Consider the following 20,711-nt stretch of genomic DNA (forward strand, 5'->3'; position numbering starts at 1 on the left):
TTCAGTAGGCCTTGACGACAATTGCCGTAATGTTGTCGGGAGCGCCCCGGGTCAGTCCCAGGTGCACCAGGCTACGCACTACCTGATAAGGGTCCGCGTGCATCAGGACATCGCGAATTTCATGGTCCTCCGCAGTTTTGTTGAGGCCGTCACTGCATAGCAGGTAGGTATCACCTGGCTTTATGTGGAGGTCGACCACCGCAAGGTCCAGGTCGTCCTCCACGCCGACGGCGCGGGTGACGATATTGGCTCGCGGGTGCACCCGCGCCTCGGCTTCGCTGATAAGGCCGCTGTCCTGCAAGTCCTGAACGTAACTGTGATCTCTGGACAGGCTTTGCAGCGCGCCGTCACGCAGACGGTACAGACGACTGTCGCCCGCCCACACGCATACGGCCTGGTCGTCCCTGGCTGCAAGCAACACCACAGTGCTGCCCATCACACTTACGCCGCGTTTGGTGGCTTCGCCGCGTACCGCACGGTTCACGTCCTGCAGGCTGGCGCGCAGCGCATCGGCGTAAGACGCCAGCACCTGCGATGGCTGTATACGGCGCAGGCTGTCGACGATCAGGTTGCTGACGTAGTCGCCTGCCGCGTGCCCGCCCATACCGTCAGCGACTACCCAGAGGTGGGCCTCAGCTACTTCCAGGAACGCGTCTTCGTTGATCTGCCTTACCATGCCGACATGGCTATAGCTGGCAGATTTGTAGGTCATTGGTACGGGAGGCATTTAGGTCTTGGCTCCCTGTCCGAGCAAGAAAGTGCCGAAATCGGTAGCAGCCGGCAGCCCATGGCAGTGCAGCAAACCTGGCGAGATATGTTCAGAGCCTTTACCCCACCAGAGACTTCGGCCGTGGCAGGCAAGGTCGGCGAGCGTCGTTCCCCGTTGCTCCGGGGTGAGGGCGTCGTCGCGCAGCAGACTCGCAACATGATGGGACGCCTGCCGTTCCCGTGTGGGGCAACAGCCCAAGGCTTGCAGGCCGCGGTCCAATGCTTCAAAGGTGGCGTTCGCTTCCAGGGTATCCAGCAACAACGCCTCAACGCCTTCAAACCAGTTATCCGGGCCGCTGACCAGGGCGCCGAGACTCTGCCTTTCGCCGATCAACTGCGCCACGGTCAGTGGGAAGTAGCGGCCAACCCGGTCGATGCTCGGCATCAGCACACCGACTACCGCTTGGGGACCGCACACACCAGGTGCCATCGCGAAGCGCCATAGCGGACTGATCAGGTAGGCGTCGAGCCATTGCCCTCCCAGTTGCTCTTGACTGGCCAGCAAACCGGCGGCGAGCCAGGCATCCCAGGGTTTTATAAAACTTTGCGGCAGCCCGCGGCTGACGAAGTCGCCCCGGCTGGCGACCTTGCCGTAGAACCCGCTATTCATAGGCGCTCCGGCAGGCTGAACCCGCTTAGCACTCGGCTTTTGAAGGGGTTAAACGCGCTGTTGGCCCGCAGCTCGTATGAAATGCTCGCGCTGTCGACCCGCAGCCGCAGGTTGAAGCGGTCGGGCGAGTTTCCGGCTGTCAGATCCGATTGCTCCAGCAGGCGGAACCACGCCCAGGGCCCGTCCAGGGTTATGCCCGAACGCCCGGTAGCCGAAGGCGGGCTGATTGACAGGCGTACCAGGCCAATACTGCCGGGGCTTGGCCATTGCAGAGCAACCGGGCGGCTTGGACCATGGTCGTAGCTAACCTGCTGTCCGTCCAGGTCGAGCTGGAACTGGGTAATGGAGGCGTCCATGGTCACCGGCTTAAGCTCGAAACGCACGACCGGCTGCGTGCCGCCGTTGCGGAAGAATGCATCGCGGATCGTCGCTGCGCGCTGGAAGGTTTGCAGCACCCCGGCGTTGATGCCGAGTTTTTGAGCTGCGCCCGGCTGCCAGCGCCAAGTGGATGCCGAGGTGTCTACATAAGGCTGCAGGTATTTGCGGAAATAATTATCCATAACCCCACCAGCCCCAAAAAACTGGCCGAAGTCGTCCAGTGTTGCCTCACGGGAACTGCCCGGCGACATCGGGTAACGGCCACCAAGGGACTGGCGATACACGTTGACTACTTCACTGACCCAAGCTGCATTCAGCTGATTGCGCACGCCACCCATCATGGTGTTAGTGGTCGCGGTGACGACGGATTTGACCAGGCCCTGGACCAGCGGTGGCTGGCGCTCGGCAGTCAAACTGACCCGTGCTGCTGCTGAAGTGGCCGAGTTCTTTGCTTCGCCAAGCAAAGCGTCGCCGCTGGCGCCAACCATGGCGCTGACCTGTACATACAGCGCGTTCATGTCAGTAAGCAGCCCATCAATGGCTGCCGGTTCGCCTTCACTCTTGTTGACCAGGCCATGGAGGTCCGCAAAGTGCGTGCTCACCGGGTCTTCGCTGGTGTCGGAAGAAGCGGCGTTGCCCGACGCCGCTGCGTCATGACCTAACAGCGAGCCCAGGCGTTGCTTGAGTTGATCAACGTTGCCATCGACCTTCGCACTCTGGGCGGCGACCCGGCGATCATCCTGTTGCAGGTCGGTTTCTCTGGCTACCGCCACCAATAACTTCTTGAGCGGGGACGTGGGGCCGGAGATCAACCGCAGCACGTCAGCGGCCTGGGCTACGCTGGTAATGGGTACGAAGTCGATGTCGGTGAGCAGCGCGTCCCAGTTGCGCACATAATCCTGAAAATAAAGACGGCGCACGTCGGCGGCGAGGCTGGCGACGTCCTGCTGCTCACCCGCTTCACGGTCGAGAACCCACTGTTCTTCGGCGAGCGTGCCAGCCTGGCTCAGGCTGGCGGCGAGAAAGGCTTCGCGGTACCCCTTGGCAGTGAAAAAACCGCTAAGGGGTTCCCCCAAAGGCTTGCCGCTCTTACGCGCGAACACAAGGGCGGCGTCTCGCCCGGCGGCTTCGCTGATTCGGAAATCGCTCACCCCATCGGGTAGTTTTTGGCGCTTGACGCGGTCGTAAATGCGCTGAGCCACAGGCAGCTGTTGCAGCTGGCGCCGCAGATCGTCGATCAGACGGGGGTCCAGGCGTGCGTCCGGTGGGCGGCGTTCGAACAATGATCGCAGATGCTCGCTGAGTGCCAGACGCTGCTCGGGTGGCAAATCGCGAGGCAGGTTCTGATCCCAGTCCAGAGCGATCCAGGCCTTGATGAAGTCAGGGTCGTAATGCTCGGTGTCCGCGAGCATCAGATAGGCTTTCAAACCTTCATACCTGAAATCCGAACTACCGGCACTGCGCAGTTGCTCTTCGAGACGCGTTACGAGGCGGGGCGCAAATACCGCGATCAACAGCTTGCGATACACACTGTCGGATTCGGATTCGAGCATGTCGCCCTGATAGAGGCCCAAACCCTCAGCCCATCCTGGAGGGGATCCAGCCAAGTGCCTGACGGCATTGAGCAAAGGCAGCACCGCCAGCACATCCCGTTGGGCCGGACTGAGTGTCTGGACGCTTTGCGCCAACGGTGCAATTTTCTGGTCGACCTGGGCGATATAAGCCTGGTTGGCTCGGTAACTGACGAGCCACAAGGCTGCAACCACCAGCACCGTGGCAATGGTGGCCGCCAGCACGCCCCGGGCAAGCCATTTGCGGCGGCGCTCAATCTTGGGGTTGACCCCCACCAACCCGCGCTCGGCAAAGGCCACTCCGGTGAACAGTTTCTCGATGAAGTAGCTACGTCCGTTGCCGCTTTGCCGTGCCAGATGCTGGCGGTCAAGGCTCATGCTTTGCGCCATCGCTCCGATCAGGCGGTCGATGGGACTGCCTTCCTGGGTGCCGCTCGTAAAATAGACTCCACGCAATAGCGCACGGTCTTCAAAGGCGTTGGGCTTGAAAACGTCATCAAGGAACGTTTGCAAGCATTCTTTTAAGGCGCCGAATTGCTGAGCGAAGCCGTAGATCAGGTCGCGCCTCGCCGGGTCTCGTTCCTGCTGCAAGCGCTCAACCAGCCTGGCGTTCAGGCGCTGTTCAAGCAGCACGAATTCGCTGAGAAACTCGGACAGCGGGCCATTTGGATTTTTGCCGTCATCCAGGGCAAACGTCATTCCCCATACCTGACCACGCTCTTCTTTGCTGAGCGCGTCGAAAAACTCCATGAAGCCCGGCACCAGGTCGAGCTTTGTAAGCATCAGGTAGATCGGAAAGCGTACGCCCAGTTGGGTGTACAGCTCCTGGATACGCGAACGTATTGCTGCGGCATGGGCGGAGCGTTCTGCGTCACTGCCCAGCAGCAGGTCGGACAGGCTGATAGCGATGAAGACGCCGTCGATGGGGCGCCGAGAGCGTTGGGTTTTCAGCAGGTCAAGGAATCCGAGCCATGCCGCCTTGTCCACTTGGGCATGGCTGTCTTGAGTGGTGTAGCGCCCTGCGGTGTCCAGCAGCACGGCCTGATCGGTGAACCACCAGTCACAGTTTCGCGTGCCGCCCACCCCACGAATCGCGCCGGCACCCATTTGCGCGGCGAGCGGGAAATGCAGACCCGAGTTGACCAGCGCCGTAGTTTTACCGGAGCCCGGTGGGCCGATGATCACGTACCAGGGCAGCTCATAGAGATTACGGCGTTCGTCCCCACCCAGGCGGGCCTTCTTCAGCAAGACCAAGGCTTCGTCCATGCGTTGACGCAGGGTTGACAGCTCTTCGGCGGTGGCGACGCTGGCCGGGTCCGGCGCAGTTTCTGCTGCCAGACTTTGCAAAACCCTTGCAGCCTGACGCCGGGCCAAAACCAGGCGTACCACGCGGTAGGCAATCCACGCCGCGAACACCAGAGCGATGAGCATCCAGCGACGGCCTTCCGGGACCAGGGCGTCGATCAACGGGCCGATAAACCAGATAATCAGGCTCAGGGCGACCAGGCCCAGGACCGGCACAACCCAGCGAATGACAAAACCGAAAAACGCCTTCACTCGACCCCCTCCGCGAACACTGTAATTTCAACTCGGCGATTTTTCGCGCGACCTTCGGCTGTGGCGTTGGGCGCCAACGGCTCGGTGTCGCTGCGCCCTTCGGCGGTGAAGCGCTGAGGCTGGCCAGTTGCGGCGGCGAGAATTTGCAACACCTGTTCGGCACGTGCCTGGGACAACGCCCAGTTGGAGGGGAAGCGCAGCGTAGCGATAGGCCGGTTGTCGCTGTGGCCGGTGACGCGTACCTGGCCTTTGACGTTGCGGATCGCTTCGGCAATGCGCAGCATCAGCGGCTGGAAGTCGTCGACGATGGTGGCGCTGCCTGAAGCGAATAGCTGGTCGCCACGGATGGTGACTACCGAGCGATCAACCGCATCCTGCACGGCCACCCGCCCCGCCTTGATCTCATCGGCCAGGAATCCGGCCAGTCGGGGACGTTCCACCACCTTTGGCTGGACCACAGGTCGGTCGATGGCCTGCACCGGAATCTCACCCAGCGCGTGGATATTTTTGAATACCGGCTCCGCGTCTGAGGCAAGTTTCAGGCGCAGGCCTACCAACAACAGCAGCAGCAAGGCCAGCCCGAGTGCAACGCATACCCATGGCGGTATGAGCTGCGACAGCCGATCACGGGCCACGGTCAGGCCGCGCCAATGCGGGGAGAGCTCGCGCTCGTAGTCACCGCGTGCGCTGCGGATCGCTGCGGCGGTGCGTTCACGTAGTGCTTCGAGCTGGCTGCGGCCGTCATTCATAACGCGATAGCGGCCTTCGAAACCCAGGCACATGCAGAGGTAAAGGAGCTCCAGCAAGTAAAGGCGCTCACGAGGGCTTTGCAGGCAATGCTCCAGTAACTGGAAAGTCTTCTCGCCCCCCCAGGCCTCGTTGTGCACGGTGATCAAAAGGCTTTGCTTGCCCCATTCACTGGTGCTGCCCCATGGCGTACTCAGTACGGCTTCATCCAGGGCGGTGCACAGTGCGTAGCGGGCCAGCAAAACCTCGTTGCGGACCACGCCAGCGGCCTCGGCGCGTTCTTCGAACTGACGCAGGTAGCCCAGCAACTGAGCGCGCAAACTGGCGGGCGCCGAGTGGGAAAGGGTGCCGCGCAACCGGGTCAACAGTGCGAGTAGCGGTCCGGCGGCGGCTTCCAGCGGATTCAGGCCATGAGCCTGGCCGATAGGCAATGGCGCCGCAGTGACCGACATCGGCTCGACCGGTGCGGCAACGGACTGCGGGCTACGACCACCAGGGCGCGGCATGAACTGGGTACGGTCGCTGGAGGAAGCGAACGGGCTCGGCGGATCGTCGTTCTGGCTCATCGCCGATTACCCTCGAATAGCCCAGAAAGCCAGGTCCAGGCCCGGGAACTCACCTGCGATATGAAAAGCGAAGCCTCCCGACTGGGCTAATTGTTTCCAGTGCTCGCTGCCCCGGTCCAGTTCGAAATACGTCGAACCGGCGTGGTACGGAAGCTGGCGGGGCGCCACGGGCAGCGGCAGCAGCCCAATGCCAGGCAGTTGCAGGTTGACCATGTCACGGATGTGTTCCACCGGCCCCACCTTGCTTTGTTGGGCGAAGCGTCCGCGCAGGGCTTCGCCAGGAACATCGGCGCGTACCACCAGAACAAAGCTCGCGGTTTCGATCAGCGTGCGATCGGCGAGCATGGCCACGTGGATGCCGTAGGCTTTTTCGACGATAGGGATCGGTGTGGCCTTGCTGTCGATAAGCATCGACAGCGCCTCGCGAAGCGCCGACATGACGGGACTGAAGCTGGCCTGGAGGTCGTCGTGCTGGTATGCGGGAAACTCAACCGGGCGCCGCGTGGCGTTCGAAAACGTAGCAAACTCACCGGCCAGGCTGACCAGCTCGCTGTACAAGCGCTCAGGGTGCAGAGGGCTCAGGCGGCTCAAGTGGTGAATCAATGGCTGGGCACGGTTGACCAGCTGCAACAGCATGAAATCGGCTATTTCAGATGCGCCCCCCGCTCCAGACGCGACAACACGCCCGGCCAGAGCCTCGCCACGCTGATGCAGGAGCCCCAGCAGTTCGGCGCGAAAGGATGCCAGCACTGTGTTGGCGTGCGCGTCGAGGATCGGAGGGATGTAGTGCTCGTCGAGTGCAAGGGCGCGATCGGCACGTTTTTCCTTGATGCGCACCACGCCCACGGTCGCATAATCGTTCAGCCCATCCTCCGCAGTGAGCAAGCGCAGCGCACGGGAACCCACGGCTACCGGGGCGCGGTTCTCAAAAGGTGCGTTGTCATCCCTCACCTCGCGCACCTGGCTTACATAGCGCGCCGCGCCCAAGGCTTCGCCGTCGTCGACAGTGTCTCTGGCTCCCGCGCGTTTGAGGGGAAGCGCCAGATAAATCACGCCGTCGCGCAAATGATCATCGATGCTTAGCGGGCTAGGCGCCAAGTCGTCATGGGGAATGTTGAAGGGTGTGCCGTCAGGCAGCAAACCGCGCGCCGAGACGATGGCCAGCTTGCCCTGAGCGAGCAGGCCCGGATCAACGTGCAGCTCCGAAAATCCCCAGGCGCACGGCAGCAGCGGGCGGCTTCGCGCGTCAATAAGGTTTTCCAGATAGCGATCATGCTGTTGAAAATGCTGTGTTCCAATGAACATGCCTTCCGACCAGACCACTCGATTGTTCCAGGACATGGTTTCTCCGATTGCCTACGGGGCGGGGCGTGAGGGGGCTGAGGTCGCGCTGCCAATCGCGCGCGCCGCCAGGCTGATCTGATAGTTGCTGGTTTGGCGTGGCGCGACATCGAGCACGGTGCGCCATTGCGCCTGATCGATCTCGCGATAGCCCACTACCAACCCGACGTGGCGGGTAGCGGGAGCGAGCGACCGTCTCACGGTCAGTTGCTCGCCAGGCTGTAGCAGCACTTCGTCCTGATCAATGAGATCGGCGCCCAAGGTGGCCTGAGCTCGTTCGGCCAATGCGAAGTAATCGGCGCGAGTAAAACCGGCGGTGTTCTTCAGCTCGTAGATGCGCACACGCACAGGTGCCGGCTGGCCGGTCGGGCCTGGGTTGAGCATCGACGACGCCTGGAAGTCCAGCGACATGCTGGCCTCTTCGACGGCACCGACGACCGCAGCTGACTCGGGCGGTTGACCGTCTTTACTGCACGAAATCAGCAGCAGTGCGGCCAATGCTGCCCCTACAACTCGTTGAATCATCCTGCGTCCTCAATGACTTGCTGTCTGTCTGTCCGTTATTCCGTGATGCGCTGAATCAAGTGCGACGAAGGCGGGCGCTTTGCTCCTCGTAGGCGCGGCTGAATTCGCGCCCGAAAAGGTCTTGGAAGTCGTCTTCGGCTTCTTGGGATATCTTGCTATAGAGCTCTGTGAACTGTTGCCAGTACTGCGCTTGGCGCGAGGCGCCAAATAGCCCGCCAAGGCCGCCGGGCCTGGACATTCGGGCTTCCAGTTCAGCGGGTTCGAAACGCTTGAGCAAATGCTTGATGGCAGCGTCGACGCCAGCCATGACCGCCATCTGATGCGCGCGCAAATCATCGAAGCTGTCGCTGACGGCTCTGTCCGGCGCCATGAACGCCTGGTTGCCATGACGCAGTAGCAGCAACAAGGCCTCATCTGCATTGGGCGCGAACTTCAGGGGGTTATTCTCGATGGGGCGGATCATGGTCTGCTGAATGCGGAACTCGCCCTTGAGGCTGGACCGCGCGCGGAGCACGTCGATCAAGCCTTCCACCATCAGCCTGTAACTGCTACCGATGGCCTCCATCTGGGCCTCTGCCTGGACGGTATCCAGGCGCAGTTGATCAATACCGGCGCCGCGCAGAAATGCCTGCAGCAGTCCGGCCTGGGCCTGCACGGGTGCAACGGGATCGGTGGTCTGCGCCGAGTCAGAGGATGACGACGGCGGTATTGCCGGCGGCATGGCTTCCTGCGCTTCGAATGCTGAAGACAATGGCGGAATCGTCGCCATCGGCTCGGGTATGGTCACCACAGACGGCTTCGAAGCGGCTGCAGAAAGATCAGCGAGAGGGTCCCAGTCATCAGGAATCACGTTGTTGGATGGCGACGGTACCGACGGCATGGAAGGGGGTAGGGTGATCATTGGCGTAGGCGGCCGAAAATCATGCTGCTCTGCCGGCACATGGTCCGGCTGCGTGACTGGCGCTACAGTCGGTGGAGTGAGGAAATCAAACAAGTCGGGCAGTGTGTCGAAAGAAGACGCGCCGTGCAGATGAGGTTGCCCGGCAAGACCGACGCTGTCTGGCAACGGCTGCGCTTTAGGTGCTTCCTGCCGTCCCATCAGCGCTTCAAAACTGCCAGGGTTTTCGCCCCCGGAAAAGAGTGCATCCAGCGGTTGCGCACGGGATTGGATGCGCGCCTGTATCTCATATTCTCCGATACGGATCAGCTCGCCATCCTGCAATGGCTCGCTGTTGCCACGACGCAGCCTTACGCCCGCGTGTACCAGTTCCACTCCGTTGGTACTGTTGTCAGTTAGGTAGTAACGACCATCTTTATATTGGATTGCGCAGTGCCGGGCTGAAACTAATCGCTCCGGGTCCGGCAATACCCAATCATTTTCGACGCCGCGACCTATCGACATTACACCCGTATCAAGGATTTTTTCGGCGCATTGTCCCGGGGTTATCTTGTGATAACTGGTGATCGTCAAACACAGCGACATCGCGCCTCCTTGCTTGTGTCGTGTAAGGCCAAAGCACAAATAGGCAACAAGCCAAAGCGTCGGGCCATGACTCGCAAACCTTGAAAAAGGGCCTATCCTAGCCGCTTGATAGCGGAAAATCAGCGATTGTAAACACAAGCTCGCGATGATCGTACAGAGGCTGACTGATTAGTCGTGCAGGATGCCTGCTGTGTCACACCGGTACCAGCGACGCAACAGCTTACCTTGACAACGGCCAATATCTACACCAAAAATGCACAACTTTAAAAACTACAGTGATGTCTACCTGATATCACTTATCGCAAGTTGCAAATAAAGTTTCGTGTTTTCTTGAAGCTTGATTTCGCGAACTTGCGAATTTCGCAGGCAATCCGTAGCTCGATAGGGAGATCGATTTGGTGGATGTTCCGTTGTTGCTCGCTGCCGTGTCCGCGAATGCTCCGTGCGGCGACGACCTGGAATATGACGCCGAATTCCTGCAAATGGAACGCGACGCTCAGGGCAAGCCCGAACGCAGCATGGGCGATGCCGTGCTGCCGGCCGAGCCGCCCCAATGGCGACAAATCCAGCAGGTCAGCACCGCCCTGTTGCAGCGCAGCAAAGACCTGCGGGTCACTCATTTCCTTTTGCAAAGCACACTCGCGCTTGACGGCGTGCCGGGACTGAGCGGCGCGCTGGTTTTGATCCGCAGTTTGCTGCAGCAATACTGGCCGAATCTGTACCCGCTGCTGGACGCCGACGACGGCAACGACCCCACCGTGCGAGTCAACGCGCTGGCGGGCATCGCCTGCGAAACCAATGTCCGGCTGCTGCGGGAAAGCATCCTGATCCGTTCCCGGGTCTTTGGGCCAATTACCCTGCGCGCTGCGCTCAATGCGAGCGGCGCTCAAATATTCCACGACGAAAAACTCACCGCCGATGAATTGGCTGGCGCATTGCTCGACGCTGATGTCGAGCAACTGCAAGCCATGCGCGAAGCCGTCTCTCAAGCGCGCGACGCAGCGTCGCAGATCGAAGCTCTGGTGGCCGAGCAGGTCGGTTCGGCGCAGGGCGTGGACTTTTCCCCTCTTAAGCAACCCCTTCGGCTGGCGCAGCAGATTCTCGGTGATTCAACCGCGAACCCGGGCGAAGCCCGGCCGGCTGTAGCCGATACGCATCAGGTCGACACCTCCGTTGCCTATACCGATGTTCCTATGGCAGCCCGTTCACCCACCCGAATCAGTAGCCGTGAAGATGTCCTGGGCAGTCTTGATCTGTTGCTGGACTACTACGCCCGTCACGAGCCATCCAGCCCGCTGCCGGTGTTGCTGAATAGAGCCAGACTGTTGGTGAATGCGGACTTTGCCACCATCGTGCGCAACCTGATTCCCGACGGCATGTCGCAATTTGAAAGCCTGCGCGGTCCCGACACCGAGTAAACCTCAAAGAGGGTCGGATCAAGGAATGCGCATCCCGCTGTCGGTATCCACCGATGGCGCCAAACACCGTCGCATCAGCGACCAGGAGGAGCAACGTGGCGAACAGCAGTTCTCAGAAATTCATCGCGCGCAACCGCGCGCCACGGGTTCAGATCGAGTACGACGTCGAGCTTTACGGCGCAGAGAAGAAGGTCCAGTTGCCGTTCGTCATGGGCGTCCTCGCTGATCTCGCGGGCAAGCCTGTTGAACCGCTGCCAGCCGTGGCCGACCGTAAATTCCTTGAGATTGATGTCGACAACTTCGATTCGCGTTTGAAAGCGATGAAGCCGCGGGTGGCTTTCCATGTACCCAACGAGCTGACGGGTGAGGGTAACCTCAGCTTGGACATGACCTTTGAAAGCATGGATGACTTCAGCCCTGCCGCGGTTGCCCGCAAGGTCGACTCGTTAAACCAGTTGCTTGAGGCGCGCACCCAGTTGGCAAACCTGCTGACCTACATGGACGGCAAGACCGGCGCCGAAGAAATCATCATGAAGGCGATCAAGGACCCTGCATTGCTCCAGGCCCTGGCAAGCGCGCCTAAGCCCCAGGACTCCGAGCCTAACGCTTAATCAGGACCCATGATCATGACCGAATCGATGCGTGACAATCAGGCGCCGCAAGGCACCACCGAACAAACCAGCGAGTTCGCTTCGCTGCTGATGCAAGAATTCAAGCCCAAGACCGACCGCGCTCGCGAAGCGGTAGAGACTGCAGTACGTACTCTGGCCGAACAGGCACTGGCGCAAACCGACCTGGTTTCCGACGATGCGATCAAGTCTATCGAATCGATCATCGCGGCTATCGATGCCAAGTTAACCGCCCAAGTGAACCAGGTGATTCACCACCCGCAATTCCAGGAGCTGGAAAGCGCGTGGCGCGGTCTGCACTACTTGGTCAATAACACCGAAAGCGATGAGCAACTGAAAATCCGCGTGCTCAATATTTCCAAGCCGGAGCTGCACAAGACCTTGAAAAAATTCAAGGGCACGGCATGGGACCAGAGTCCTGTTTTCAAGAAGATGTACGAAGAAGAGTACGGTCAGTTCGGCGGTGAGCCTTACGGATGCCTGGTTGGCGACTATTACTTCGATCAATCGCCGCCGGATGTCGAGCTGTTGGGCGAGCTGTCCAAAGTGTGCGCCGCCATGCACGCGCCATTCATTTCCGCGGCCTCGCCCACGGTGATGGGTATGGGCTCCTGGCAGGAGCTTTCCAATCCCCGCGATCTGACCAAGATATTCACAACCCCCGAATACGCGGGCTGGCGCTCGCTGCGCGAATCCGAGGATGCGCGCTACATCGGGCTGACCATGCCGCGCTTCCTGGCGCGCCTGCCTTACGGCGCAAAGACCGACCCCGTTGAAGCCTTCGCATTTGAAGAAGATACCGACGGTGCCGACAGCGCCAAATACGCCTGGGCGAATTCGGCCTACGCGATGGCGGTGAATATCAATCGCTCGTTCAAGCATTACGGCTGGTGCTCGCGGATACGCGGCATCGAGTCCGGGGGCGAGGTGCAGAATCTGCCTGCGCATACGTTCCCGACTGATGACGGCGGCGTGGACATGAAATGCCCTACGGAAATCGCCATTTCCGACCGTCGCGAGGCCGAACTGGCGAAAAACGGCTTCATGCCGCTCCTGCACAAGAAAAACACCGATTTTGCTGCATTCATCGGCGCTCAGTCACTGCAAAAGCCCGCTGAATACGATGACCCGGACGCGACCGCAAACGCCAACCTGGCGGCACGCCTGCCGTATCTGTTCGCCACGTGCCGATTCGCCCACTACCTCAAGTGCATCGTGCGCGACAAAGTCGGCTCGTTCAAAGAGAAGGACGAGATGCAGCGGTGGCTTCAGGACTGGATCCTCAACTATGTCGATGGCGACCCTGCGCACTCAACCGAAACGACCAAAGCCCAACATCCGTTGGCTGCGGCCGAAGTCGTGGTCGAGGACGTAGAAGGCAACCCCGGTTATTACACTTCCAAGTTCTTCCTGCGCCCGCATTACCAGCTCGAAGGTTTGACGGTGTCGTTGCGTCTGGTTTCCAAACTGCCATCGGCGAAGAGTGCCTGACCGACTCGATTGACCCGTGACGCCGTGCCAGTGGGTGCCGCCTTGGTGGCTCCCCGGCCGGTGCGCGTGGCTGCGTGGAAGTGCTATTTCAAAAATAACCCACAATGGCTCACGCCATTTCAGGAGAGAACATGGCTGTCGATATTTTCATCAAGATCGGTGACATCAAGGGCGAGTCCATGGACAAGGCCCACAAAGACGAAATCGATGTGCTGAACTGGAGTTGGGGCATGACCCAATCCGGCAACATGCATGTTGGCGGTGGCGGTGGCGCTGGCAAGGTCAACGTTCATGACCTGTCACTGACCAAGTATGTTGATAAAGCGTCGCCGAACCTGATGATGCATTGCGCAAGCGGCAAACATATCGACAAGGTCAAACTGACCGTTCGCAAGGCCGGTGGCGAGAGTCAGGTCGAGTACATGATCATTAACCTTGAAGAAGTACTGGTGACCTCTTTGGGCACCGGCGGCTCCGGCAGCGATGATCGCCTTACCGAAAACGTCACTCTGAACTTCGCCAAGGTATTGGTCGATTACCAACCGCAGAAGGCGGACGGCACCAAGGACGGCGGCCCGATCAAATTTGGCTGGAACATCCGTCAGAACGTGAAGGTGTAGCCGAAAGCCCCCCGGTGCGACGCTCCGGGGGTATTTGGTGCTTGCTCGAATCCATCTTTCCCCTCTCGGTATGAGTCATGGCCAAGCCTTCGTTTATCAATTTGTGGAAAGCTTATTCCGACCTGCTGGTTGCCCATCCCGATGCAAAACCGTGCGAAGGTCCGTGGGCGAATCAATGTGCCATACGCATGAGCCTGACGCTTAATGCGGAAAAAACCGTCAAGGTCAACAAGTCCACTTATACCGAACCCAAGTGCGCGCATGAGCACGCCAGAGGTGCCGAGTCGCTGGCCAATTGGTTGTGGAAACATCATCTGGGTCGTCCCACTGTTCTCACGAACAGCGCCGAGGACCGCCGGACATTGATGAATAAGACCGGCCTGATTTTTTTCAAGGACTGTTTTCAGCAGCCAGGAGAGACAGTAGACGGCCGTAGTGGTGACCACATTGATCTTTGGAATCGTGGCTTGACGCAAACCGGCGACCTTTTCTATCGGTCCAGGAAAGTCTGGTTCTGGGAGCTCACCTGATGGACAAGCTTCTGCTTGCCCTATGCCTGACGACTAGCCTGATTAGCCTGAGCGCATGCGCCGAACACGCGGGGTCGCCTTCGACCCGGGCCGTTTTCATGGGGCAGCAAATCAGCTTGATAGACGATCAAGGCCAATGCACGCTGGTGAAGCCTGACCAGAGCCACCTCAAGCTGGATATGGAATGGCCGTGCGGTTTCAGCCTGGATAAACAGCAAAAGCTGCGTGTGGAAGTGTTCAACAAGACTCCAATATTTGCGGTTTGGCGCAGCGACCACATGCCCGCGCCTGGCCGCGATTGCTTGAGCAAGATGCAGGCTATCCGTCAGATGCCCGAAGGTTTTCAGGCGGGAACGGTAAGCCTTTACGCCGCTTGCGGTTCTGGCGGAGACCAAAAAATGTACGTGGCACCTTTTACGTGGTAACCGAAATTGCTCCTCGTGATCGCCTTCAACCGTCACTGCTCGACCGGCTGACCGACGATGATCCGGGCAATCCCAAAGAGACCGCCGACAAGCGTGTGCTTTCGCTGACTCAACTAAAGGCCTCGGTGCTGCGTGACTTGGCCTGGCTGCTCAATACAACCGCTTTACTCGACGCCGATGCCACGTTGTACACGCTCGCAGGCACCTCGGTGGTCAACTATGGGCTGCCGGCATTAGCGGGCAGCAGCGCGTCGACTGTAGATGTGCCGGCTCTGGAGGCGCTGATTCACCAGGCCATCGCCACATTCGAGCCGCGCATCCTGCGCCACACTCTGCGAGTGCGCGCTCAGGCGAGCGCCGAGATGAACCATAACGCCTTGAGTTTCGAGATAGAAGGCGATCTCTGGGCCCAGCCGGTGCCGCTGCGCCTGGTCCTGCAGACCGACCTGGATCTGGAAACCGGACATATGCGAGTCGTCCAGGCTGACCCGCGGAGACGAACATGAACCCGCGCCTGTTGGAGCTGTACAACCAGGAACTGCACCATGTGCGCGAAAGCGCGGCGGAATTCGCCAGGGAATACCCGAAGATTGCGAGTCGGCTGACATTGTCCGGAATGGATTGCGCCGACCCATACGTCGAGCGCCTGCTCGAAGGCTTCGCGTACCTGACCGCGCGAGTTCAGCTCAAGCTGGACGCCGAGTATCCGACCTTCACCCATAACCTGCTGGAAATCGCCTACCCGCATTATCTGGCGCCGACGCCGTCGATGACCGTGGTGCACATGCAGGCTGATCCCGACGAAGGTTCGTTGAGCAGCGGCTTTACGCTGCCGCGCAACAGCGTAATGCGCGCCGTATTGGGCCGCGATTCGCAAACGTCCTGTGAATACCGCAGTGCCCATGAGGTGACGCTGTGGCCTCTGAAAGTCAGCGCTGCTGAATACTTCGGGAATCCGGGTGCCGTCCTCGGTCGTCTGGCGGCCAGTGAGCCGAAGGCCAAGGCTGCGTTGCGTTTTACTTTGCGCACCGGCGCGGACCTGGCTTTCAACAGGCTGGCCCTTGACAGCCTGCCGCTGTACCTCAACGGTGCAGATGAGCAACCGTTTCGCCTGTACGAGCAGCTGCTTGGCAATGTCTGTGCTGTGTTCGTCCGCCAGCCCGGGCGCGACTGGGTTGAACGCCTGCCTCAGGACGCCGTGCGCTCTTGTGGCTTCGATGATTGCGAAGCCGCGCTACCGGTAGTACCGCAAGCCTTTCAAGGCTATCGCCTGTTGCAGGAATACTTCGCACTGCCGCAGCGTTTTCTATTCGTGGAATTTGCAGAGCTGGGCCGCGCCGTTAAACGCTGCGACGGACAGGAGCTCGAGGTCATTGTGCTGTTCGAGCGCCTCGAGCAAAGTCTGGAAGGGAGCATTGGCAGCGAACAGTTGATGCCTTTCTGCACCCCAGCCATCAACCTGTTCCCGCGCCGGGTTGACCGGATCCATCTCACTGATCGGGTCAACGAACACCATGTGATCCCCGATCGCACCCGCCCCATGGACTTCGAGATTCATTCGCTGACCAGCGTCAGCGGTCATGGGACAGGGCCGGATCAACCTTTTTTGCCGTTTTACGCAGTCCGCGACCCATCACGCTACGGCAGCGGCCAAGCCTATTACACATTGCGTCGCGAGCCCCGAGTGCTGTCCAGCGAGCAGCGGCGCACCGGGGCTCGATCAACCTACGTGGGTAGCGAGACCTTTGTCAGTCTGGTCGACAGCCAGCAGGCACCCTACCGAAACGACCTGCGCCAGTTAGGCATTGGTGCCTTGTGTACCAATCGCGACCTCCCCCTGTTCATGACTGTGGGCGCAGGCAGCACGGATTTCACCCTGGCCGACAGCGCGCCGGTGTCAACGGTGCGTTGCCTGGCCGGGCCAAGCCGTCCTCGCGCCAGTCATGCCCACGATAATAAGGCCTGGCGGTTGATCAGCCAGTTATCGCTCAACTACCTGTCGTTGAGCGAGCAAGGGCAGGGCGCCGCTGCAATGCGCGAGCTGCTGCGCCTGTATGGCGACAGCCACGATTCGGCTTTGCAATTGCAAATCGAAGGGCTGCGCGAAGTCAGCAGCAAAGCCTGCACGCGGCGCTTGCCGATGCCTGGCCCGATCGTCTTTGGGCGCGGCCTGGAGATCACTCTGGAATTCGACGAGAACGCTTTTCGTGGCACTGGCGTGTTCCTGCTTGGCGCGGTGTTCGAGCGCTTCCTGGCACGTTATGTGTCGATCAACAGCTTTACCGAGACGGTGATACGTACCACCGAACGCGGCGAGATTATGCGATGGAAAGCCAAGCCCGGACGCCGTCCGACACTGTGAGCACGCTGACGGCGATGCAGGAACTGCCTTGGGAATTCGATTTTTTCCAGGCATTGCGTCGCCTCGAATGCGAGTCGCCCGAGCTGCCGCGGCTTGGTCATTCGTTGCGCCTGGCCGACGATGCCCTGCGTCTGGGCCAGCAGCCGGATTGCGCGTTTGCACCGTCCACCCTGGCGTCCATGAGCCCGGCCGAAGATGGCAAAGCGGCGCGTCTGGAGCAATTCTTTTTCGGCCTAGGCGGCCCTAACGGCCCGCTACCTCTGCACCTCACCGAATACGTGCGCGACCGGCAACGAAACAACGCCGACACCGCCAGCAAACGATTTCTGGATGTCTTCCACCATCGCTTGCTGAGCCTGTTCTACCGAGCCTGGGCCGAAGCGCGACCCACCGTTAGCCTGGATCGTCCCGATGACGATTATTGGTCGGCGCGCCTGGCGGCACTCAGCGGTCGTGGCATGCCAAGCCTGCAGCAAGATGGCTTGATTCCGGGCACCGCCAAACTGCACTACAGCGGGCACCTGGCGGCGCAAACCCGATACCCGGACGGTTTGCGAGCGATTCTGGGACATTACTTCGGCGTTGCGGTGGAAATCGAAGAGTACGTCGGCCAATGGCTGCAACTTCCGGAGCGCAGCCGGATCGGCGTTAGCGACCACCAACTGGGAGTGAGCTTTTGCCTGGGCAGCCATGTATGGGACCGCCAGCACAAATTCCGCATCCGGCTCGGCCCGCTCAATCTCGACGAATACATGGGCATGCTGCCCGACGGCCAGCCCTTCAGGGAGTTGGTGGCCTGGGTTGCCGAATACCTGGGGCACGAGATGGACTGGGACTTGAACCTGGTGCTGGCCCAGTCACACGTACCAAAGCTACAGCTTAACGGGCGACAGAGGCTGGGGTTCAACACCTGGCTGGGGCAGCCCGATACCGATGCCAAGGACCTGATTCTGGCCCGGCACTACGCCGAGCAGGCCACGTCAGCACAACCATCAAGGAGTCATGCACATGGGTGAAATCAGTCGCGCCGCGTTGTTCGGCAAACTAAACAGCGTGGGCTACAAAGCTATCGAGGCGGCAACGGTATTCTGCAAATTGCGGGGTAACCCCTATGTCGAACTGGCTCACTGGTTTCATCAGTTGCTACAGCTCCAGGATTCGGACTTGCACCGTATCGTCCGCCAGTTCAACGTCGAGCCTGCGCGGCTGGCCCGCGATCTGACCGAGGCCCTGGATCGACTGCCGCGGGGTTCGACTTCGATCACCGACTTGTCCTCCCATGTCGAGGAAGCGGTGGAACGTGGCTGGGTGTATGGCAGCCTCATGTTCGGCGAAAGCCAGGTACGCACTGGCTATCTGCTGCTGGGCATCCTCAAGACGCCAAGCCTGCGCAATGCCTTGCTCGGTTTATCTGGGGAGTTCGGCAAGCTCAAGGCAGAAACCTTGAGTGAGCGTTTTGACGAGTACGTGGGCGACTCGCCGGAAAATGCCCTCGCCGCCAGCGATGGCTTCAACGCCGCCGGCCCCGGCGAGGCCAGCGGCGCCATGGCCCCCAGTGCCATGGGCAAGCAGGAAGCACTCAAGCGGTTCACCGTGGACCTCACCGAACAGGCGCGCAGCGGCAAGCTTGATCCTATCGTCGGCCGTGACGAAGAGATCCGCCAGTTGGTGGATATCCTCATGCGCCGTCGGCAAAACAATCCGATCCTGACCGGCGAGGCTGGCGTCGGCAAGACTGCTGTGGTTGAAGGCTTTGCGCTGCGAATCGTTGCCGGCGATGTGCCGCCGGCTCTGAAAGATGTAGAGCTGCGCAGCCTCGACGTCGGGTTGTTGCAGGCCGGCGCGAGCATGAAAGGGGAGTTCGAACAACGTCTGCGCCAAGTCATCGAGGACGTTCAGGCTTCGCCCAAATCGATCATTCTTTTCATCGACGAAGCCCATACGCTGGTCGGCGCCGGTGGCGCGGCCGGAACCGGCGATGCCGCCAACCTGCTCAAACCGGCACTGGCGCGGGGCACCCTGCGCACCGTGGCGGCTACCACTTGGGCCGAATACAAGAAGCACATCGAGAAAGACCCGGCCCTCACCCGTCGCTTCCAGGTGGTGCAGGTCGCTGAACCCTCCGAGGACAAGGCGCTTTTGATGATGCGTGGTGTGGCATCCACCATGGAAAAGCACCATGAAGTGCAGGTGCTTGATGAGGCGCTGGAAGCTTCGGTCAAGCTTTCCCATCGTTACATCCCGGCGCGCCAGCTGCCCGATAAATCCGTGAGCCTGCTGGACACCGCCTGTGCTCGTGTCGCTATTAGCCTGCATGCCGTGCCTGCGGAAGTTGACGACAGCCGTCGGCGCATCGAGGCGCTGGAAACCGAACTGCAAATCATCGCCCGTGAACAGGCAATTGGCATCGACATCGGCATCCGCCGCACTCATAGCGAAGGCTTGCTGCTCAGCGAGCGCGAGCGTCTGGCAGAACTGGAAAACCGTTGGGCCGAGGAGAAGACTCTGGTCGACGAACTCCTTGCCGCGCGCGCGCAACTGCGCGAAAGCGCCGGGACGGTCGACAGCGATACCGACTCGAACCAGAGCCAGGCGCTGCGCACCCGTCTGATTGAGCTTCAACAGCAGTTGAGCGCGCTGCAAGGCGAGTCGCCGCTCATATTGCCGACCGTGGATTACCAGGCCGTGGCTTCAGTGGTCGCCGACTGGACCGGCATTCCGGTCGGGCGCATGGCGCGCAACGAGTTGGAAACCGTACTCAACCTGGACCAACACTTGATGAAGCGCATCATCGGCCAGGACCACGCCCTGAAGATGATTGCCCGGCGTATACAGACCTCTCGGGCCGGCCTGGACAACCCAAGCAAACCCATTGGCGTCTTCATGCTCGCCGGCACCTCCGGGGTCGGCAAGACCGAGACCGCCCTGGCTTTGGCCGAGGCCATGTACGGTGGTGAGCAGAACGTGATCACGATCAACATGAGCGAGTTCCAGGAAGCCCATACCGTATCGACTCTGAAAGGGGCACCGCCAGGCTACGTAGGGTATGGCGAAGGTGGCGTGCTCACCGAAGCCGTGCGTCGCAAGCCCTACAGCGTGGTGCTGCTGGACGAAGTGGAAAAGGCGCACCCTGACGTTCATGAAATCTTCTTCCAGGTCTTCGACAAAGGCGTGATGGAGGACGGCGAAGGGCGCGTTATCGATTTCAAGAACACCTTGATCCTCCTGACCACCAATGCGGGCACCGAGCTCATTTCGCACCTGTGCCAAGACTCAAGTAACGTGCCGGACCCGGAAGACATCGCCAAAGCCTTGCGTCAGCCATTGCTGGAAATTTTTCCGCCAGCGTTGCTTGGCCGCCTTGTGACCATTCCGTATTACCCCCTCAGCGATACCATGCTCAAGGCCATTACCCGGCTGCAAATGAACAGGGTGAAAAAGCGCGTGGAAAGCACCCACAAGGTGGCCTTTGATTACGACGACGCCGTGATCGACCTGATTGTGTCGCGCTGCACAGAGACCGAGAGTGGCGGACGGATGATCGATACCATCCTCACCAATACATTGCTGCCGGACATGAGCCGCGAATTCCTGACCCGCATGCTCGAAGGCAAACCTATGGAAAACGTGCGCATCAGCGAGCGTGCCGGCGAATTCCACTATGCCTTTGGCTGAAGCCCCGCAGAAGTT

17 protein-coding genes are annotated in these 20,711 nt (G+C 60.3%); 10 read left to right on the forward strand and 7 right to left on the reverse strand.

Annotation, left to right across the window (positions count from 1 at the left end; all coding sequences use genetic code 11):
• Position 1: 1 nt before the first annotated feature.
• From QRN48_RS11345 to tagH, 7 genes are read right to left on the reverse strand one after another with little or no spacing between them, the layout of a single operon-like run.
• Entirely contained in the window at positions 2-727 is a 726-nt protein-coding gene (locus QRN48_RS11345; RefSeq protein ID WP_198425292.1) for a PP2C family protein-serine/threonine phosphatase, read from the reverse strand.
• Positions 728-1,378: a type VI secretion system-associated protein TagF gene (gene tagF / locus QRN48_RS11350; RefSeq protein WP_285350660.1), complete on the reverse strand. Its 651-nt coding sequence runs from the start codon at positions 1,376-1,378 to the stop codon at positions 728-730.
• A complete protein-coding gene (gene tssM, locus QRN48_RS11355) occupies positions 1,375-4,884 on the reverse strand; it encodes a type VI secretion system membrane subunit TssM (protein ID WP_285350661.1) in 3,510 nt (1,169 codons plus the stop codon). Before tssM ends, tagF begins: the two co-directional genes overlap by 4 nt.
• The gene (locus QRN48_RS11360; protein ID WP_191944732.1) at positions 4,881-6,197 is read right to left on the reverse strand and encodes a DotU family type VI secretion system protein; all 1,317 of its coding nucleotides are present in this window, start codon (positions 6,195-6,197) and stop codon (positions 4,881-4,883) included. The genes tssM and QRN48_RS11360 overlap by 4 nt, the downstream gene beginning before the upstream one ends.
• A gap of 6 nt (positions 6,198-6,203) precedes the next feature.
• Complete coding sequence (gene tssK, locus QRN48_RS11365) at positions 6,204-7,538, reverse strand: type VI secretion system baseplate subunit TssK (protein WP_285350662.1); 1,335 nt, start codon at positions 7,536-7,538, stop codon at positions 6,204-6,206.
• A gap of 15 nt (positions 7,539-7,553) precedes the next feature.
• On the reverse strand, positions 7,554-8,063 hold the full coding sequence (gene tssJ, locus QRN48_RS11370; RefSeq protein ID WP_191944730.1) for a type VI secretion system lipoprotein TssJ: 510 nt from the start codon (positions 8,061-8,063) through the stop codon (positions 7,554-7,556).
• Positions 8,064-8,118: 55 nt separating this feature from the next.
• Complete coding sequence (tagH, locus tag QRN48_RS11375; RefSeq protein WP_285350870.1) at positions 8,119-9,546, reverse strand: type VI secretion system-associated FHA domain protein TagH; 1,428 nt, start codon at positions 9,544-9,546, stop codon at positions 8,119-8,121.
• 398 nt (positions 9,547-9,944) lie between these two features.
• Between tagH and tssA the strand changes: the two genes are divergently transcribed.
• The 10 genes from tssA (at position 9,945) to tssH (ending at position 20,696) form a co-directional block, all read left to right on the forward strand.
• On the forward strand, positions 9,945-10,964 hold the full coding sequence (tssA, locus tag QRN48_RS11380; RefSeq protein ID WP_285350664.1) for a type VI secretion system protein TssA: 1,020 nt from the start codon (positions 9,945-9,947) through the stop codon (positions 10,962-10,964).
• 53 nt (positions 10,965-11,017) lie between these two features.
• Complete coding sequence (tssB, locus tag QRN48_RS11385; protein ID WP_191944728.1) at positions 11,018-11,575, forward strand: type VI secretion system contractile sheath small subunit; 558 nt, start codon at positions 11,018-11,020, stop codon at positions 11,573-11,575.
• Positions 11,576-11,590: 15 nt separating this feature from the next.
• Positions 11,591-13,084, forward strand: a complete 1,494-nt coding sequence (gene tssC / locus QRN48_RS11390) for a type VI secretion system contractile sheath large subunit (RefSeq protein WP_191944727.1) — start codon at positions 11,591-11,593, stop codon at positions 13,082-13,084.
• A gap of 131 nt (positions 13,085-13,215) precedes the next feature.
• Positions 13,216-13,704, forward strand: a complete 489-nt coding sequence (locus tag QRN48_RS11395; RefSeq protein ID WP_191944726.1) for an Hcp family type VI secretion system effector — start codon at positions 13,216-13,218, stop codon at positions 13,702-13,704.
• Between the two features lie 77 nt (positions 13,705-13,781).
• Positions 13,782-14,234 carry a type VI secretion system amidase effector protein Tae4 gene (locus QRN48_RS11400; RefSeq protein WP_285350667.1) on the forward strand — a complete coding sequence of 151 codons (453 nt, stop codon included), beginning with the start codon at positions 13,782-13,784 and terminating at the stop codon, positions 14,232-14,234.
• Positions 14,234-14,659 carry a hypothetical protein gene (locus tag QRN48_RS11405; protein WP_285350669.1) on the forward strand — a complete coding sequence of 142 codons (426 nt, stop codon included), beginning with the start codon at positions 14,234-14,236 and terminating at the stop codon, positions 14,657-14,659. The genes QRN48_RS11400 and QRN48_RS11405 overlap by 1 nt, the downstream gene beginning before the upstream one ends.
• Positions 14,653-15,165 (forward strand): type VI secretion system baseplate subunit TssE, encoded by a 513-nt coding sequence (tssE, locus tag QRN48_RS11410; protein ID WP_191944723.1) that lies wholly within the window; start codon positions 14,653-14,655, stop codon positions 15,163-15,165. The genes QRN48_RS11405 and tssE overlap by 7 nt, the downstream gene beginning before the upstream one ends.
• Positions 15,162-17,021: a type VI secretion system baseplate subunit TssF gene (gene tssF, locus QRN48_RS11415; protein WP_285350671.1), complete on the forward strand. Its 1,860-nt coding sequence runs from the start codon at positions 15,162-15,164 to the stop codon at positions 17,019-17,021. Before tssE ends, tssF begins: the two co-directional genes overlap by 4 nt.
• Positions 16,985-18,037 (forward strand): type VI secretion system baseplate subunit TssG, encoded by a 1,053-nt coding sequence (gene tssG, locus QRN48_RS11420; RefSeq protein ID WP_285350672.1) that lies wholly within the window; start codon positions 16,985-16,987, stop codon positions 18,035-18,037. The genes tssF and tssG overlap by 37 nt, the downstream gene beginning before the upstream one ends.
• Positions 18,030-20,696, forward strand: coding sequence for a type VI secretion system ATPase TssH (tssH, locus tag QRN48_RS11425; protein ID WP_285350674.1), 2,667 nt, complete (start codon positions 18,030-18,032; stop codon positions 20,694-20,696). Before tssG ends, tssH begins: the two co-directional genes overlap by 8 nt.
• Positions 20,697-20,711: the final 15 nt, after the last annotated feature.

The organism is Pseudomonas sp. ME-P-057 (assembly GCF_030208975.1).
Classification (GTDB): Bacteria; Pseudomonadota; Gammaproteobacteria; order Pseudomonadales; family Pseudomonadaceae; genus Aquipseudomonas; species Aquipseudomonas lutea.